This is a genomic window from Psychroserpens sp. XS_ASV72, assembly GCF_041224425.1.
Classification (GTDB): Bacteria; Bacteroidota; Bacteroidia; order Flavobacteriales; family Flavobacteriaceae; genus Psychroserpens.
On the sequence record NZ_JBGFGL010000076.1, the window covers coordinates 67,838 to 84,453 of the forward strand.

The 16,616-nt window shown below is 34.5% G+C and carries 15 protein-coding genes and 1 other RNA gene; 8 read left to right on the forward strand and 8 right to left on the reverse strand.

Going from position 1 to position 16,616, the window contains the following annotated elements; genetic code table 11:
• Positions 1-60: 60 nt before the first annotated feature.
• Positions 61-2,286 (reverse strand): catalase/peroxidase HPI, encoded by a 2,226-nt coding sequence (katG, locus tag AB9K26_RS07570; RefSeq protein WP_369971949.1) that lies wholly within the window; start codon positions 2,284-2,286, stop codon positions 61-63.
• 378 nt (positions 2,287-2,664) lie between these two features.
• Here katG and AB9K26_RS07575 point away from each other — a divergent pair, with 378 nt between their 5' ends.
• On the forward strand, positions 2,665-2,907 hold the full coding sequence (locus AB9K26_RS07575) for a putative signal transducing protein (RefSeq protein ID WP_369971950.1): 243 nt from the start codon (positions 2,665-2,667) through the stop codon (positions 2,905-2,907).
• Positions 2,908-2,943: 36 nt separating this feature from the next.
• Here AB9K26_RS07575 and AB9K26_RS07580 read toward each other — a convergent pair whose 3' ends face one another.
• Entirely contained in the window at positions 2,944-4,569 is a 1,626-nt protein-coding gene (locus AB9K26_RS07580) for an ABC-F family ATP-binding cassette domain-containing protein (RefSeq protein ID WP_369971951.1), read from the reverse strand.
• Positions 4,570-4,755: 186 nt separating this feature from the next.
• On the opposite strand from AB9K26_RS07580, the gene AB9K26_RS07585 reads away from it, so the two are divergent.
• On the forward strand, positions 4,756-6,201 hold the full coding sequence (locus AB9K26_RS07585) for a TlpA family protein disulfide reductase (RefSeq protein WP_369971952.1): 1,446 nt from the start codon (positions 4,756-4,758) through the stop codon (positions 6,199-6,201).
• Positions 6,202-6,236: 35 nt separating this feature from the next.
• On the opposite strand, the gene fsa is transcribed toward AB9K26_RS07585, so the two are convergent.
• The 4 genes from fsa to ffs all read right to left on the reverse strand — a co-directional run bounded on the left by fsa (position 6,237) and on the right by ffs (position 8,466).
• Complete coding sequence (gene fsa / locus AB9K26_RS07590) at positions 6,237-6,890, reverse strand: fructose-6-phosphate aldolase (protein ID WP_369971953.1); 654 nt, start codon at positions 6,888-6,890, stop codon at positions 6,237-6,239.
• Positions 6,891-7,028: 138 nt separating this feature from the next.
• Complete coding sequence (locus AB9K26_RS07595; protein ID WP_369971954.1) at positions 7,029-7,445, reverse strand: hypothetical protein; 417 nt, start codon at positions 7,443-7,445, stop codon at positions 7,029-7,031.
• A gap of 43 nt (positions 7,446-7,488) precedes the next feature.
• The gene (locus tag AB9K26_RS07600) at positions 7,489-8,292 is read right to left on the reverse strand and encodes an SDR family oxidoreductase (protein ID WP_369971955.1); all 804 of its coding nucleotides are present in this window, start codon (positions 8,290-8,292) and stop codon (positions 7,489-7,491) included.
• A gap of 75 nt (positions 8,293-8,367) precedes the next feature.
• Positions 8,368-8,466, reverse strand: an RNA gene (ffs, locus tag AB9K26_RS07605) — signal recognition particle sRNA small type.
• A gap of 87 nt (positions 8,467-8,553) precedes the next feature.
• On the opposite strand from ffs, the gene AB9K26_RS07610 reads away from it, so the two are divergent.
• From AB9K26_RS07610 to AB9K26_RS07625, 4 genes are all read left to right on the forward strand, one after another.
• Positions 8,554-9,585 carry a glutaminyl-peptide cyclotransferase gene (locus AB9K26_RS07610; RefSeq protein ID WP_369971956.1) on the forward strand — a complete coding sequence of 344 codons (1,032 nt, stop codon included), beginning with the start codon at positions 8,554-8,556 and terminating at the stop codon, positions 9,583-9,585.
• A gap of 2 nt (positions 9,586-9,587) precedes the next feature.
• Positions 9,588-9,977 (forward strand): acyl-CoA thioesterase, encoded by a 390-nt coding sequence (locus AB9K26_RS07615; protein ID WP_369971957.1) that lies wholly within the window; start codon positions 9,588-9,590, stop codon positions 9,975-9,977.
• A 90-nt stretch (positions 9,978-10,067) separates the two neighbouring features.
• Positions 10,068-10,811, forward strand: a complete 744-nt coding sequence (locus AB9K26_RS07620; protein ID WP_369971958.1) for a hypothetical protein — start codon at positions 10,068-10,070, stop codon at positions 10,809-10,811.
• A 119-nt stretch (positions 10,812-10,930) separates the two neighbouring features.
• Positions 10,931-12,478: a right-handed parallel beta-helix repeat-containing protein gene (locus tag AB9K26_RS07625; RefSeq protein ID WP_369971959.1), complete on the forward strand. Its 1,548-nt coding sequence runs from the start codon at positions 10,931-10,933 to the stop codon at positions 12,476-12,478.
• A gap of 25 nt (positions 12,479-12,503) precedes the next feature.
• Here AB9K26_RS07625 and AB9K26_RS07630 read toward each other — a convergent pair whose 3' ends face one another.
• Positions 12,504-13,748 (reverse strand): hypothetical protein, encoded by a 1,245-nt coding sequence (locus AB9K26_RS07630; protein WP_369971960.1) that lies wholly within the window; start codon positions 13,746-13,748, stop codon positions 12,504-12,506.
• Positions 13,745-14,686 carry a DUF5694 domain-containing protein gene (locus tag AB9K26_RS07635; RefSeq protein ID WP_369971961.1) on the reverse strand — a complete coding sequence of 314 codons (942 nt, stop codon included), beginning with the start codon at positions 14,684-14,686 and terminating at the stop codon, positions 13,745-13,747. The genes AB9K26_RS07630 and AB9K26_RS07635 overlap by 4 nt, the downstream gene beginning before the upstream one ends.
• Positions 14,687-14,884: 198 nt before the next feature.
• Here AB9K26_RS07635 and AB9K26_RS07640 point away from each other — a divergent pair, with 198 nt between their 5' ends.
• Together AB9K26_RS07640 and AB9K26_RS07645 are read left to right on the forward strand one after the other, a co-directional pair.
• Positions 14,885-15,916, forward strand: a complete 1,032-nt coding sequence (locus tag AB9K26_RS07640) for a sensor histidine kinase (RefSeq protein ID WP_369971962.1) — start codon at positions 14,885-14,887, stop codon at positions 15,914-15,916.
• Positions 15,913-16,599 carry a LytR/AlgR family response regulator transcription factor gene (locus AB9K26_RS07645; RefSeq protein ID WP_369971963.1) on the forward strand — a complete coding sequence of 229 codons (687 nt, stop codon included), beginning with the start codon at positions 15,913-15,915 and terminating at the stop codon, positions 16,597-16,599. Before AB9K26_RS07640 ends, AB9K26_RS07645 begins: the two co-directional genes overlap by 4 nt.
• The last annotated feature ends 17 nt before the right edge of the window (positions 16,600-16,616 follow it).

Consider the following 16,616-nt stretch of genomic DNA (forward strand, 5'->3'; position numbering starts at 1 on the left):
AAAAGGAATGAGATAATTTATCTCTCATTCCTTTTAAGGTTATTACTATTCTAAAGAAATCTATTTTAGATCATAACGATCTAAATTCATGACTTTAGTCCATGCAGCAACGAAATCCTTTACAAATTTCTCTTCTCCATCACTAGCTCCATAAGCTTCACAAACCGCTCTCAATTCGGTATTAGAACCAAAGATCAAATCGGCACGAGTACCTGTGAACTTCACTTCACCTGTCTTACGATCACGTCCTTCAAAATATCTGTCGTCTTCTGAAGTCGCTCTCCAAGTGATACTGAAATCCAATAAGTTTGCAAAGAAATCATTGGTTAAGCTACCAACATTATCCGTAAACACACCATATTTTGAGCCATCATAGTTAGCGCCTAGAACTCTTAATCCTCCAACTAAAACAGTCATTTCTGGAACCGTTAATGTTAAAAGATTGGCTCTGTCAACCAATAAATCTTCAGCTGCAACTTCTAGGTCTTTCTTAATATAGTTTCTGAATCCATCAGCAAGCGGTCGAAGATAGTTAAACCCTTCAATATCGGTTTGTTCTTGAGTAGCATCTCCTCTACCTTGAGAAAAAGGCACTTCAATATTGTAACCTGCATTTTTAGCAGCTTTTTCAACACCTACAGATCCACCAAGCACGATTAAGTCGGCAATTGAGACCTCACTACTAAAATCCTTTTGAATGCCTTCATAAACATTCAATACTTTATTTAGTTCATTAGGATTATTTACTTCCCAGCTACGTTGTGGTTCTAGTCGAAGTCTTGCTCCATTGGCACCACCTCTTTTATCTGATCCTCTAAATGTTGAAGCAGAAGCCCAAGCGGTTCTTACCAATTGTGATACGGTTAAACCAGACGCTAGAATCATGTTTTTAAGCTTGTCAATATCAGCATCACTAAGTTTATAATCTACTTTTGGAATTGGGTCTTGCCATAATAATTCTTCACTCGGAACTTCTGGACCTAAATAACGATCGATAGGTCCCATATCACGATGTGTCAATTTATACCAAGCACGAGCAAAGGCATCTTCAAATGCTTTATGATCTTTATGGAAACGCTTTGAAATTTCAAGATAAGCAGGATCTGTTTTTAGTGCGATATCTGCTGTTGTCATCATCAATGCTTGCTTTCCGTTTGGATCTCCAGCTTTAGGAGCCATTCTTGCATTAGATTCTTTTGTTGGTGTCCATTGATGTGCGCCCGCTGGACTTTTAGTCAATTCCCAGTCATAATTAAGAAGTACATCAAAATAATCATGATCCCATTGTGTTGGGTTTGGCGTCCAAGCACCTTCAATACCACTAGTAATGGTATCATCTAAAACACCTGTTCCAAAGGTGTTTTTCCAACCTGTACTCATTTCCTCAATGGAAGCGCCATGCGGTTCTGCCCCAACATATTTTCCTGGATCTGCTGCACCATGAGCCTTTCCGAAGGTATGTCCACCAGCGACAAGCGCAACAGTTTCTTCATCATCCATGGCCATACGACCAAAAGTTTCCCTTACATCTTTAGCTGAACCCATAGGGTCAGGTTTTCCATCTGGTCCTTCCGGATTCACATAAATCCAACCCATCATTACAGCTGCAAGAGGATCCTCTAAATCACGATTTTCATAATCATCACTACTACCATAACGATCATCATTAGCTCCCCATTCTGTTTCACTTCCCCAATACACATCTTGCTCAGGTTCCCAAATATCTTCTCTTCCACCAGCAAAACCAAAAGTTTTGAATCCCATAGATTCCAATGCACAGTTTCCAGCTAAAATCATCAAATCGGCCCAAGAAATTTTCTTACCATATTTTTTCTTTATTGGCCACAATAGTAAACGTGCTTTATCTAAGTTTCCATTATCAGGCCAACTATTGATCGGTGCAAATCGTTGATTTCCACCACCTGCACCTCCACGTCCATCACCTACTCTGTAAGTTCCGGCACTATGCCAAGCCATTCTAATCATAAATCCACCATAATGTCCATAATCTGCTGGCCACCAATCTTGGGAGTCAGTCATCAAGTTAATGACGTCTTTTTTAAGTTCTGCAAAATCAATACTGTTGAAAGCTTCGGCATAGTTGAAATCTTTACCGTAAGGATTTGACTCTGGAGAATGCTGACGCAAAATATTAAGTTTCAATTCATTTGGCCACCAGTCTCTGTTTTTGACACCACCACCTGCTACTTTCTTTTGTGTTCCACTTAAAAAAGGGCATTTGTTGGCATCACTTTCATTGATGTCGTAGTTGTGTGTATTATCCATTTTATTATTTTTTTGTTTCCATAAATTTAAAACATTTGAAAACGAATTTACAGTGAAGAAAGATTCCAATATCTAATATTGAAATTGACAAAATTTATTAATCCTGTAATTATTTAAGAAACTTATTGGATATTGATTAAAAACGGACAGATAAATACTCAAAAAGCCATGCTCGAAAGAACATGGCTTTTCAACAACCTAACTAAATCAATCAAAATATTATCTAGCGATAATTATATTTTGTTCAACAAATATACATAATAATTAAACAAAAATTCATATCTATTATCAAATATTTAACATTCATTCCAATCTTTAATTATTTACATAAACAAGATTTTTTTCGTAAATTACAGTTACATTTAATTTATGATAACAATGACAAATCAAGATTATATAAAAGTGTTTTCAGGTAGTTTTATAATGGTACAACTTGTTAAGCAACGATTAGAAGATGCTGGTATCAACGCCATTATAAAGGACGAATCAGAATCAGGTCGACTTGCCGGTTTTGGGGCTTCGATTCAAGGTTTTCAAGAGCTTTATGTTAGTGATGAAGAACTTACAAAAGCAAAGCCTATAATAGATACTGTTCGAAATGAACTAGAAGCAAACCAGTAAATAAAAAACCCTGAAAATATTTTCAGGGTTTTTTATTTAAGCTGTCACAGCATACATTTTGTCACGCTGTTCCTTCAGCTTTTTGTCTGCCATATATTCATCAAATGTCATATATCTATCAATAACACCTTTAGGTGTTAATTCAATAATTCTATTACCAACGGTTTGAGCAAACTCATGATCATGTGTTGTCAACATTACTGTTCCTTTAAAATTCTTCAAAGAGTTATTGAATGCCGTAATACTTTCAAGATCTAAATGGTTGGTTGGTTCATCTAGCATAAGCACGTTAGCTCTTACCATCATCATACGACTCAACATACAACGTACTTTCTCACCACCAGATAACACATCGGCCGTTTTCAAGGCCTCCTCACCACTGAAAATCATTTTACCAAGAAAACCTCTTATATATACTTCTTCTCTTTCTTCTTCAGTTGTAGCCCATTGTCTCAACCAATCAACCAAGGTCAATTTATTCTTAAAATAGTCGCTGTTATCTAATGGAAGGTATGATTGCGTGGTCGTGACACCCCAAGAATACGATCCAGAATCTGCTTTTTCCTTACCATTTATAATTTCATAAAAAGCAGTAGTAGCTCTTGAGTCTTTTGAATAAACTACAACTTTATCACCTTTAGCTAGATTGATGTCTACATTTTGAAATAAGATTTCACCATCAATGGAAGCCGATAAGTTTTCAATATTTAAGATTTGATCTCCAGCTTCACGCTCTCGCTCAAATATAATCGCTGGATATCTTCTACTTGAAGGCTTGATATCTGAAATATTCAATTTATCAATCATTTTCTTTCTACTGGTCGCCTGTTTTGATTTAGCGACGTTGGCAGAAAACCTTCTAATGAATTCTTCTAATTCCTTCTTTTTCTCCTCAGCTTTTTTATTCTGCTGAGCACGTTGTCTAGCAGCTAATTGTGAGGATTCGTACCAAAACGAATAGTTTCCTGAATAATGGTTGATTTTTCCAAAATCAATGTCTGATATATGTGTACAAACCGCATCGAGAAAGTGTCTATCGTGAGATACCACTATAACACAGTTATCATAATTTGCCAAAAAGTTCTCTAACCAAGAAATCGTTTCATAATCTAAATCGTTGGTAGGCTCATCCATAATCAGTACATCAGGATTTCCAAAAAGGGCTTGTGCCAACAAGACACGAACCTTTTGTTTACCATCTAAGTCCTTCATCATGGAATAGTGCAAATCCTCTTTAATCCCAAGATTAGAAAGTAATGCAGCAGCATCACTATCTGCATTCCAACCGTTCATTTCTTCAAACTGCACTTGCAACTCACCAATCTTTTCTGCGTTCTCATCTGTATAATCTGCGTACAAAGCATCGATTTCAGATTTTAACTTAAACAAAGGTTTGTTTCCCATGATTACAGTTTCCAAAACCGTATGCTCATCATATAAATTATGATTTTGTTCTAAAACAGACATACGTTTTCCTGGCTCTAAATGTACATGTCCTGAAGTTGGTTCTTGTTTACCTGAGAGGATTTTCAGAAACGTTGATTTTCCGGCACCATTAGCTCCAATAATTCCGTAGCAATTTCCATTATTGAATGTCGTATTCACTTCATCAAAGAGAACTCGTTTTCCAAATTGCACAGAGAGGTTTGACACTGATAACATAAATGTGTATTTAAATTTTTTGCAAAAGTAGAAAATTCTATTGATTGAATGAAGACAATAACATTAATAAGTTTCTACAGAAGCGCTCGAAAAGCTTGCAAATACAATATTTAACAACGTATTAACAAGAGATTGCACTTGCATACTCTATTTTTGTTACGATATTGAACTGCCTACATCATGTACATGAAACATTTCGCGTTTATTACTTTCTTAGCTTTCGTTTTAGTGAGTTGTGGAAACACCGATTCTGCTAAAGGAAATTACGCTTATTTTGGTGGTGAAATTATCAATCCGAGTAATAACTATGTGACGCTTAGTAGAGTTTCTGGAGGTAAGGATACGATATATCTTGACGACAATAACCGCTTTGTTCATAAAGTTGATAATTTACAACCTGGATTATACACATTTACACATGGTGGTGAATACCAAATGATTCTTCTTGAACCTAAGGATAGTTTATTATTTAGACTAAACACCAATGATTTTGATGAATCTCTTGTTTTTACTGGTATTGGTTCAAAAAAGAACAATTACTTTATTCAATCTTTTTTAGATAATGAAGCTGAAAATAAAGAATTCAGAAAAACCAGTCATTTTGAACCTGAAGTATTTGTGGAGCACATGGACAAACTTCGCGAACGTAAACTTGAGTACTTAGACGAGTTTCTTTCAAAAAAATCTGGCACAGACCTATTCAAGACCATTGCAACCAATAGCATTAATTACAACTATTACGCCTATCACGAAATGTATCCATTCGGATATTATGGCAATAAACAGTTGATTCATTTTAAGGATTTACCAGAGGGCTTTTATGATTTTAGAAAAGACGTTGATTTAAATGATGAAAGTTTAAAAGAATTGTATGTCTACAACCGATTCTTATTTTGGCATTTTAACAATCTCGCCCTAAAAGAGTATTACCAAGAAGGTAGACATCATACTTTTGATAGAATGGCTTTAGACTATAATATTGAAAAGCTAAGACTTGTTGATAGCAGCCTAACCAATTCTACTATTAAAAATTATTTACTGAAACACATCACAAGAGATTTTGTACTTAATTCGGATGATCAAGATGAAACCAATGAGATAGCCGATTTTTATCTGAAGAAAAGCACAAATACTGATGACAAGACAGAATTACAAAATTTAGTTGTACGTGTCAATAACTTAAGACCTGGCAATATTATCCCAGACACTGAATTAATCAGCATTGATGGTACTAAAACAAACCTCATAAATTTAATAGATTCACCAACCGTTTTTTATTGTTGGTCTTCAAACTTCAAGCTACACTCAAGAAATAGTCATTATAAAATCAAGAAGCTAAAATCTGAATTCCCAAACATCAATTTTGTGGCTATTAATTTTAATGACAACGATTTTAAATATTGGAAAAAAACAGTTAGAAGTTTAAACTATCCAACCATTAAAGAGTACAAGTTCTCAAATCCAAATGAAGCTATAGATACTTATGTTATCACCTTTACCCACAAGATTTTTATTGTAAATGGAGGCGGACAAATTGTCAACTCCAATGTAAGTTTGTTCAGTGATGATATATATGATTATCTCAATAAGCTTAACTCCAGAACATTTAAAAAGCGCTCAATAACCAAGTAAAGAGCGCTTATAAAAGTATTGTTGATTCAATACGCTTAATTTCCTTTTTTATAGTCGGCTAAAAACTTTTCCAAACCAATATCTGTCAAAGGATGTTTTAACAATCCTGCAATAGAGCTTAAAGGTCCAGTCATAACATCAGCTCCTAATTTAGCACAATCTATAACGTGCATCGTGTGGCGAACTGAAGCAGCTAAAATCTCAGTTTCAAATCCATAATTATCATAAATCATTCTGATTTCAGCGATTAGATTCAATCCGTCGGTAGAGATATCATCTAAACGACCAATAAATGGCGATACGTAAGTAGCTCCTGCTTTGGCTGCCAATAGTGCTTGTCCTGGAGAAAACACCAAAGTTACATTGGTTTTAATGCCTTTATCACTAAAATATTTACAAGCTTTGACACCATCCTTGATCATTGGTAATTTAATGACGATTTGATCATGAAGTTCAGCCAAGGCTTCCCCTTCTCTAACCATACCCTCAAAATCAGTTGAGATGACTTCAGCAGAAACATCACCATCAACAATATTGCAGATATCTACATAATGTTTCATAATGTTATCATGGCCTGTAATACCTTCTTTAGCCATTAATGATGGATTGGTTGTAACACCATCTAAGATACCCATGTCTTGGGCTTCTTTGATCTGATCAAGATTTGCAGTATCAATAAAAAATTTCATAAAGATTGATTTGAATTCAATCGCATTAGAACTATAAAAAGCTTTAAGCGATTCTGTTGTGTTAATTATTGCTGCGAAATTACAACTTTAACCTAGCTTTCATTCCAAGTTTTTATAAAAATATATTAACAACAGGTATTATTCAATGACGATTGAAAAATCCTTGGAAGTCGAATGCGAGCACATATTGTCTTGATAGGAATTTGAATACTCATCATAAACCAAAGGTGGATCCACGTACAACAATAATGTAAACGTATATCGTCCAGCTACTTCGGGCAATCCTTCAAATGAAACTGTCCTGTAATTTACAAACATTTGGATGCCATCGGGAAGGTCGCCATAAAGTTCATAATTGTAACCATAATCGTCATCGTTAGCTTCGTTTTTAATTTCAGTCGTGACTTCGGCATAATAATACACACCTACTTGACCTCTTCCAAAAGTGGTATCGTGAATTTCTGGTCGCTTATTGAAAACGCATTCCAATACATTATCGCAACTGGTAAAACAAAAAAGGGATAAAAGAAAAAATGAGAGTAGCTGTTTTTTCATGATGAAAGATTTAAAAAATCTACCTCAAAAAACATACCACATACTAGAGCTTGTAATGATTCAACAATAATTTTTCATAAACTTTATCTGGTAGAATGCGCTTTAAAACAATTGAAAATTTTTGCATGAAAGCACCCACCTTATAGTGAATTTTAGGTGTACTCGTGTTTATGATTTTATAAACAGCTTTTGCCACCATAAGTGGATCATTACCACTATCAACATCTTCATCAATAGATTTCAGAACCTCTCCATACTTAGTTTCATAAGGCGACCCTTTAACTACTGGAGCATGATACCTTCCAGCTGCAATATTTGTAGCGAAATCGCCAGGTGCCAAGTTGGTCATTTTGATATTAAAATCCTTGATTTCCATTCTGAAGGCTTCCGTAATCAATTCCAAAGCACCTTTACTTGCAGAATACACACCTCTATATGGCAATCCCATATATCCAGCGATTGATGTGATATTGATTATTAAACCTGAATTTTGAGAGCGCATTTGAGGAAGCACGGCTTTAATGACTTCTATCGGACCAAAAAAATTAGTATCGAAATTGCGTTTCATTTCCTGTAGTGGAATCTCTTCCATCGGACCAGTTATACCTGCTCCAGCATTGTTGATAAGAATATCAATTCGTCCAGCTCTTTCGACAACAGTAGCTATCGCTTTTTTAATAGAATTAGAATCGGTCACATCCAATGCCACTAAATCTATACTTGAATTTTTATAACGTTCTGGATTTCTACTGGTACCAAAGACTTTAAACCCCTTTTGAAATAAAAATTCACCAACAGTTTTACCTATTCCTGAAGATCCTCCTGTTATTAAAACAACTTTAGACATGATACTGCGTTTCTGTTGGTAAAATACAAATTCAAAATTCAATTTTATGAATAAATGCTGAATTTAGCGCACAAAAAAAGGCAAGCTACCTACATCACACCGCTACGACCGCGTACCTTTGCTTCGTTCCCGACCTGGAGGATTAAGCAGGAGCTGGTTGTGTAGGACTTGCCGACTGCAAAGATACAATCTTTTAATACTTTTACAATGATTTTTTAAAGCGAATTTTATTAAATACCTTGCATTAAAATTCAAACATAAATGTCAATCAATAAATTTCTCATAATCATTGTAATAGGTTTGTTTTTTGTGTCTTGTGGCGACTCAAAATCAAAGATTTCATCCTTATCTATTAGTACAAATGCTAAAGACAACGCTGTCGCTCTTGGAAATACCATCAAGTTTTCAATCAATAATCCTGAAAACATTGATATAAAATCAGTAAGCTATAAACTTGATGACAAGCCCATACAAGAAAACCTAGAGGTTTCAAATTTTAAACTGGGAGTCCAAACCGTTACTGCAACGATTGATCTTGGAGATACTTCCGAAGCTATCAGTACAAAAATTACCATCTTGAACAATCAATTACCAAAAATTTATGGCTATAAGATCATAAATGAATATCCACACGATATCACATCTTACACCCAAGGTTTAGAATTTTACAATGGCGAGTTATATGAAAGCACAGGACAGTATGGAGAATCAAAATTGAGAAAAGTTGATTTCAAAACTGGAGAAGTGCTTAAAAATATTGACTTATCCAGTTCTTATTTTGGTGAAGGACTAACGATTTTGAATGATAAGATTTACCAACTCACTTGGCAAGAAAATATAGGATTCGTTTACGATGTCAATACCTTCGAAAAAACCAATAGTTTTAAATATGGCCAAAGCAAAGAAGGTTGGGGAATTTGCAACAATGGTTCTATACTCTACAAAAGTGATGGCACCGAAAATATCTGGTTGCTCAATCCAGAGACTCTAACTGAAGACTCTAAAATTCAAGTATACACCAATAAAGGGAAAATTATTGGCATCAACGAAATGGAATGGGTCAATGGTAAAATCTTTGCCAATCGCTATCAAAAAAACGGTGTAGCCATTATCAATCCAGAAAATGGTGCTGTTGAAGGTGTCATTGACTTTTCTCCTTTGCGGTCTATGGTTACCCAACATCAAGGATTGGACGTTTTAAACGGAATTGCTTATAATCCTGAAACACAAACTCTTTTCATTACTGGAAAACGTTGGGATAAACTTTTTGAAGTTGAAGTATTCGAGAAATAATTATGAAGGTTTACGAAAAAACCATAACTGTTACTGAAAGTGATCTTGATTCTAGAAACCATGTGAATAATGTACGCTATGTACAATGGGTTCAAGATATCGCTGAAGCAGATTGGACTTCAAATACTTCAGAAGACCTAAGATCCCTATTTTTTTGGGTCATGATAAGTCACCACATTCAATACAAATCGGAAGCTGTTCTAGGTGATGTTCTACTATTAAAAACCTATGTCAAAACATCAGAAGGCGTAAAATCTATCCGTATGGTAGATATATACAACAAGGACACAGGGAAACTTTTGACAACATCAGAAACCATTTGGTGTTTGATCTCACACGAAACAAAAAGACCTGCAAGAATCACACAAGAAATCATCTCTGTTTTTAGTTAAAAAAATGAAAACCTCTGTGTTAAATAATCTTAATCCTCAATACTTTCTGTCGATATTTATACATATTTGAAATATCAAACCAACTAAGTCTTGCAAAGATTATTACCATTTTTTATTTTATTTCTTGTTACGTCTAATTTAAGTTCCCAAAACTTAAAAGGTAAGGTTTATGATGCTGAAAGTACTGTAAAAGGTGCACTGGTCGTCAACATCTCACAAAATATCATGACCTATACCAATGATGAAGGTGACTTTAGCATTTCAGCTCAAATTAAAGATACCTTGTATGTGAGTTCCTTGTTTCATACAAAAGCATTAGTTGCCATCAAGGCTTCAGATTTTGAAGACATCATGATTATTGAAGTAAAAAAAGCCATCAATGAACTAGATGCTGTTTTATTACGTGATGAACGCGAAAAACAATTCGACACCATTCGATTTAATACCCAAGTCAAAAACCAAATCGCTGAAGACATTAAAAGAAATCCTTGGAAATATGGTCACCAGCCCAGTGGTAATATTGATTTTGTTGCCATTGCCAAGATGATTGGCAAACTTTTCAAAAAGAAACGCAAAAAAGAACTCTTTACACCGATTTCCTATAAGCGTATGGATTCCCTTTTTTCTAAAAGTAATTTCTTTAACAAGACCCTTCTAATGGTCGATCTCAATATTCCCGAAGACTATCACTACTTGTTTTTTGATTATTTGGAAACCAAAAACATCGACACTAAACTTTTAGATTCCAAAAAACAGATGGAGCTGTTAGAAGAAATCGTCGTAGCAAGTCAAGAGTTTCATAATATTATTGAAGAAGCCAAAAAAGACCATTAGGCATACTATTTTACTTAAAAAGTAGTTTTTATAATTTATATTGAAAGCAAAAGTTATATTTTTAGTGCTTCAAAATGCATATAAAAATTAATGTGTTACAACCGAATGTTTTTATAATTATGAAAAGACTACTCTACTTTTTTGTTTCAATTGCAATACTCATGCTATGGAGTTCATGTCGTAAGGATTTTGACTTTTCTCCAAGTACTGGAAATTTAGGCTTTTCAAAAGATACGGTTTATCTCGATACCGTTTTTACCAATATTGGTTCCAGCACTTACAATCTCAAGGTTTATAATAGAAGTGATGATGACATCTCCATTCCCAGTGTTAGACTTGCTCAAGGCGAAAGCTCAAGTTATCGCTTAAATGTTGATGGAATGCCTGGGAAAGTATTTGAAGATGTTGAGCTTTTAGCCAATGATAGTCTTTTTATCTTTATTGAAACAACGTTCGATATTCAATCTGTAGTGGCTGCCGATAATCAATTTCTATATACAGATGCTATTGAATTTGATAGTGGTGATAATTACCAAAAAGTAGAATTGGTGACTTTGGTTAAAGATGCTGTGTTTATCTATCCGAATCGCGATAATAACACAGGAGTTATTGAAACCTTAGAATTTGACGTTGATGGTGATGGTACTCCTGATGAAACCGCTTTGCAAGGTCGTTTTTTGGAAGATGACGAATTGACCTTTACCAACGAAAAACCTTATGTTATTTATGGTTTTGCAGCTGTTGATGAAGGTGATGTGTTAACTATTGAAGCTGGAGCTCGTGTGCATTTTCATGCCAATTCTGGATTGTTGGTGACCAACAATGCCTCTCTTAAAGTGAATGGCGACCTTAGTATGGATCAAGATCTTTTGGAAAACGAAGTGATTTTTGAAGGTGATCGATTAGAACCTTTGTACACTGATATTCCCGGACAATGGTCTACCATCTATTTATTTAACGGAAGCGTTGACAATGAAATTAATTATGCCACCATTTTGAATAGTACTGTTGGAATTTTATGTGAAGGTAACCAAGATGCCGTTTCAGACAAGCTAACTATTAGAAATTCTAAAATTTACAACTCCAGTAATTTCGGTATTCTAGGTAGAGCAACTTCAATAAGAGCTGAAAATGTAGTGTTTAACAATTCTGGTCAATCATCTTTTGCAGGGACTTTAGGAGGAAAATACAATTTTACACATTGTACCATTGCCAATTATTGGAATACAAGTTTTAGACAATTCCCATCCTTATTATTGAACAATTTTATTGTGAATGAAGACAACACAATTTTCACAAACGATTTAGAGGAAGCCAATTTCAACAATTGCATTATCTATGGAAATGACAATGCTGAAATAGACATCTCAGGCGAAAGTGAAAGTGCCTTGAACTATCTGTTTACAGATTGTTTGATTCGTTTTGAAGCCTTTGGAGATCCGATTGATTTTGATGATCCTGTACACTACAACAATATCACTCTTAATGAAGATCCAGAATTCAAGCTTCCTTTTGAAAATGATCTGCGACTCAATGAAAGTTCAGCAGCTATAGGCATTGGAAATTCAATATTTGCGAGTCAAGTCCCTAACGACATTCTTGGAGAAGCCAGAATTAGTCCAAACATCGATTTGGGAGCCTATCAATTTGTACCTGAAGAAGACTAAAGCTTTTCAATAGTATCTTCACAACTCAGTCATAGTTTGGAATTCCCTCAACTTCGGTTTTAGGGATCACAATCAAATCATAACGCTCAACAAGTTTTTCAATTGTAGGATTGAAATTGTATTGTTTAGGATGATAAAAATACCCTTTTATCAATTGTCGTAAATCAATGACAACCCATTGGTTTTCCTGTCCCATTTGCAGTAATTCTCTTTGGTTTTTGAAGTATTGTCTTTCAGAATTCAAATTATCTTCTACTCTATTATCATTTTCCCAAAACCTTGATGTAAATGCAATATTCAATGCAGAATTTCCATGGTATGCTGCAATTTCATTAAGTGTATTTCCAACCTCATAAAGGCTTAAGGGAGAAAACCCTTTACCTAAATGATAGCTGCCCATTTTTATAAGAAGCTTATCTTTCGAAAGGTCAAAACCAAAATTGGACAACCCTTGCCTTAATTGTGATTTCATATATTTTATACGTGTAGCGTTATTCTCGTACCATTTTCGGTGGTGGTATAATAAATAAATGGCACTACTAGCATGCATGGCATCAATAATTGGGCTGTTTTCTTCAACTTGTTGCATGGCCTTAAGAAAATCCTTAAAGGTATTTGATTGCGATAAGGCAACATGGAAATTTTCAACATCATTGTCGTCATTTTTGTAAAATTCATAGAGCTGTTCTTTTACTTCTGAATGCAAGATTTTGTAGTCATTTTTTTGTTTTTCTGATAAGTTTTCAAACATCAAATCTGATAACATTACATAGGCATTATAAAATTCCTGATCGATTCCGAATACATTCCACGAAAACTGTTTTGCCCTATCAAGGAATTTAGCATCTTCTTTAATACTGAAAAAAGGAAAAGCTAAATTCTCATCGCCATCGACATCCAACGTCAGGTATTGTTTATGCATCTGATTAATTTTTGATGTCACTGGACTTTCCATCTGGTGTAACTGATGACCAGTAATTGGACCAACTTCCAAAGCCATAGTCTTATAATTCATCTTGTCTAAAATTGGAATTATGGCAGTAGTAAATTCAGAAATACGCTTTGAACCATGGTACTCTCCTAACATTGTAAATTGTGCTTTTGCCATCTCTTGCTCAAAAAAGGCTTTGGCTTCACCAACAATTTCTCCATCAACAACATCAAACGTATACGTAAATGGCTTCAATTGTTCAATTGTCAAACTATCTTGTGCAAAACTTCCAAAAGGAATAAGGGCAAGCAGGATAATGAATGGTATCAATTTTTTCATTTTAAATGTTGTTTTAGGTTGTTATACATGATGACTTTAAGTTCGGGAGCTAAGCGTTGTAATTCTTCACTAACAGCTTTAGCATGACCAGCTCCAACTATTAAAACACTTCGCTTTACCGTGTTGGATTTTAAAACTTCTATGATGTTCTTCGCCATATTCGTATTGCGATCATCCCATTTCTTTATTTGCGTTTTATAATCCTCACCTGAAAACCCTTCATAACGTAAAGAATTGATTCTCAAATACGAATCTAAGGTTGAAGGTTTATTGACATACCTTCCTAGAGAACCTGTTAAGCCTGCAAAAATATTTCCCCAAGAATCTTTTCGCATAGCTTTTTTAAAGGCCTTTTGCCCTTCTTTTGTTCCAGACTTTAGAGCCCTTTGCCACGCAGGCCAATAGCCTTGGTAACCTGCATGACTATCTACACCATAAACCTTTTTCAAATCGAGTTGACGCATTAACCGAAAAGTCAAATCTGGATTTTGATTACCATAAGGCTTAAACTTATTAGTAACTCCATGCTTAGAAAAATACCCATACATCCTATGGTTTCCTTGGTCTCCAATACTTAAAAAATATGATTGGAGCTTTCTAAACGATAGACTATCTAAATCCCTATTTGGGAGCGCTATTAGTTTTCTGATTTCATTTTTGTCAAATTTGAGGGAATCCTTTGCTTTGAGATAAGCGTCCTTAAATCTTGAATTCCACTCTCCCATAGCTGCCGTATCACCAGTTTTAGAGTACTCAGCCATTATTAACTGTGGATTGTATTTTAAGATTTTTTTCACCATTGGTTTATAGGCTCGTTTTACAATGCCTGGCAATTGATGCATATCACCAACAATTAAGATTTCTTGTTGTTCCTGAGCTGTTACTGAAACAAACTTAAATACGAATAGGATTATTAATAGTTTAGATATTTTGAACATAGCTTTTATATTTAATGTCTTATACAAAATTCTTAAACAAGATCCTTTTATGAAAAGGTAATCTGCAAACAAGCAAAAGACTTCTGTAAATTTATGTCGAGAGATTGTTATGGAAACTTTATAAAAGTTCACAGATAAAAAAAGCCATTACACAGATCGTTTTACAATTCAAGTTCTGTTTTTATTAGTTTAGCGTGTATGAAATTTGATATCAAAAAACTTAGTGCTTGGTTTTTCATCTATTATGTAGTAACTGATGTGATTGGTGAACTATTTGATGCTGAATCCATCTCGGAAGCCATTGAATATCATTTACAACCTTGGATGATTGCACTGACGCTATCAGTAAGTCTTATATTCTTCCTGTATGCGCTTTCTTCATACACCATTTTTTTCAAATGGCACTCAGCACATTCCTTTTGGCAAAACATAATAATCATTATTTGTTCGGCAGCAGTTATAGTTGGGTTGAGATTTTTTATTGAAGAAATATTCTTTAGAAATGTATTTGGTTTCGGCAATTATAAAAAAGGTGTATCACTCTCCTATTATTTTTTAGACAACTTCTATTATGTCTTTCAATATTGTGCCTTAGGTATCATCTTTTACTTTTGGCAATATTCAAAATTTAAGGACGAACGCAGCAACCAGCTAATGCTCAAGAACCAACAAATGGAATTAGACCTACTCCGCTCCCAAACAAATCCGCATTTTTTGTTCAATACGCTCAATAATATCTATGCCTTGATTCACAAAGATCAGGACAAAGCGCAATACGCTACAGAAAAGTTATCCGACTTATTGCGATATTCGCTATACAGCACCAAAAAAGAGGTTGCACTTGATGATGAAATCTCGCAAATTAAAAACTTTATCGATCTAGAAAGTTTAAGGCACAAAGAACCGCCTCAGATTAATATCAAAATAGAGGGCACTAAGCCATCCATTCAAGTGCCTCAATTCATTTTACTTCCTTTTATTGAAAATGCCTTCAAACATGGAAAGTTACAAAGTAAAACAGATCCCATTCAGATACATATTAAAGCAACAGAAACCTATTTATTTTATGAGGTTACCAATGCCATTGAACAAAAGGAAAAAGATAAAGTTGGTGGCTTAGGTCTAGACAATCTTAAAAAGCGATTAGAATTATTGTTTCCAAAACAGCACCACTTTTCTTGTACAACAAATAACAATATCTTTAAGGCACAATTACAAATACCAATATGAAGTGTATTATTATAGATGATGAACCTTTAGCGATTGACTTACTGGTGTCTTACGTTTCAAAAATTGAAGACCTCACACTCCTTGGATCATATAATAATCCATTAGAGGCGCTTCAATTGCTTAGGGAAACTAAAGTAGATTTGCTCTTTTTGGACATTCAAATGCCTGAAATTACTGGTGTGGAATTTAAAAAGATCATAAACCCTAACGTTAAGGTTATTTTTACCACAGCCTATTCTGAATATGCCTTGGAAAGCTATGAGCTTAATGCTGTGGATTATTTGCTGAAACCGATTAGTTTTCAACGCTTTTTAAAAGCTATTGAAAAAATCAGAAACAAACCTCAAGAATCCAATACGCAACAAGATCTTGAGTATTGTTTTATTAAAACGGAATACCGTCATCAAAAACTGTTTTTTTCAGACATATTATACCTGAAAGGACTAAGTGACTATGTGGCTATCCAAACTAAGGAAGGCAAGATTTTAACGCTTCAAAACATGAGAGATTTTGAACAGACGCTGCCCAAACAAAAATTTCTACGCGTACACAAATCCTATATTGTTAGTTTGGAACATATTGAATATGTAGAACGTAATCGCATTGTTATCGATGGTAAGCACATTCCTATTGGAGGCACTTACAAGGACACCTTTTGGAACACCATCAATAACAAAAAATAAGAATTGAGTTGAAATAT

Coding starts and splice junctions, on each gene's coding strand:
- fsa (WP_369971953.1), bottom strand. CDS start 6,890: ATGAAATTTTTTATTGATACTGCAAATCTTGATCAGATCAAAGAAGCC.
- AB9K26_RS07575 (WP_369971950.1), top strand. CDS start 2,665: ATGACAAATCAAGATTATATAAAAGTGTTTTCAGGTAGTTTTATAATG.
- AB9K26_RS07635 (WP_369971961.1), bottom strand. CDS start 14,686: ATGTTCAAAATATCTAAACTATTAATAATCCTATTCGTATTTAAGTTT.
- AB9K26_RS07585 (WP_369971952.1), top strand. CDS start 4,756: ATGAAACATTTCGCGTTTATTACTTTCTTAGCTTTCGTTTTAGTGAGT.
- AB9K26_RS07645 (WP_369971963.1), top strand. CDS start 15,913: ATGAAGTGTATTATTATAGATGATGAACCTTTAGCGATTGACTTACTG.
- AB9K26_RS07610 (WP_369971956.1), top strand. CDS start 8,554: ATGTCAATCAATAAATTTCTCATAATCATTGTAATAGGTTTGTTTTTT.
- AB9K26_RS07630 (WP_369971960.1), bottom strand. CDS start 13,748: ATGAAAAAATTGATACCATTCATTATCCTGCTTGCCCTTATTCCTTTT.
- AB9K26_RS07580 (WP_369971951.1), bottom strand. CDS start 4,569: ATGTTATCAGTGTCAAACCTCTCTGTGCAATTTGGAAAACGAGTTCTC.
- katG (WP_369971949.1), bottom strand. CDS start 2,286: ATGGATAATACACACAACTACGACATCAATGAAAGTGATGCCAACAAA.
- AB9K26_RS07640 (WP_369971962.1), top strand. CDS start 14,885: ATGAAATTTGATATCAAAAAACTTAGTGCTTGGTTTTTCATCTATTAT.
- AB9K26_RS07595 (WP_369971954.1), bottom strand. CDS start 7,445: ATGAAAAAACAGCTACTCTCATTTTTTCTTTTATCCCTTTTTTGTTTT.
- AB9K26_RS07615 (WP_369971957.1), top strand. CDS start 9,588: ATGAAGGTTTACGAAAAAACCATAACTGTTACTGAAAGTGATCTTGAT.
- AB9K26_RS07600 (WP_369971955.1), bottom strand. CDS start 8,292: ATGTCTAAAGTTGTTTTAATAACAGGAGGATCTTCAGGAATAGGTAAA.
- AB9K26_RS07625 (WP_369971959.1), top strand. CDS start 10,931: ATGAAAAGACTACTCTACTTTTTTGTTTCAATTGCAATACTCATGCTA.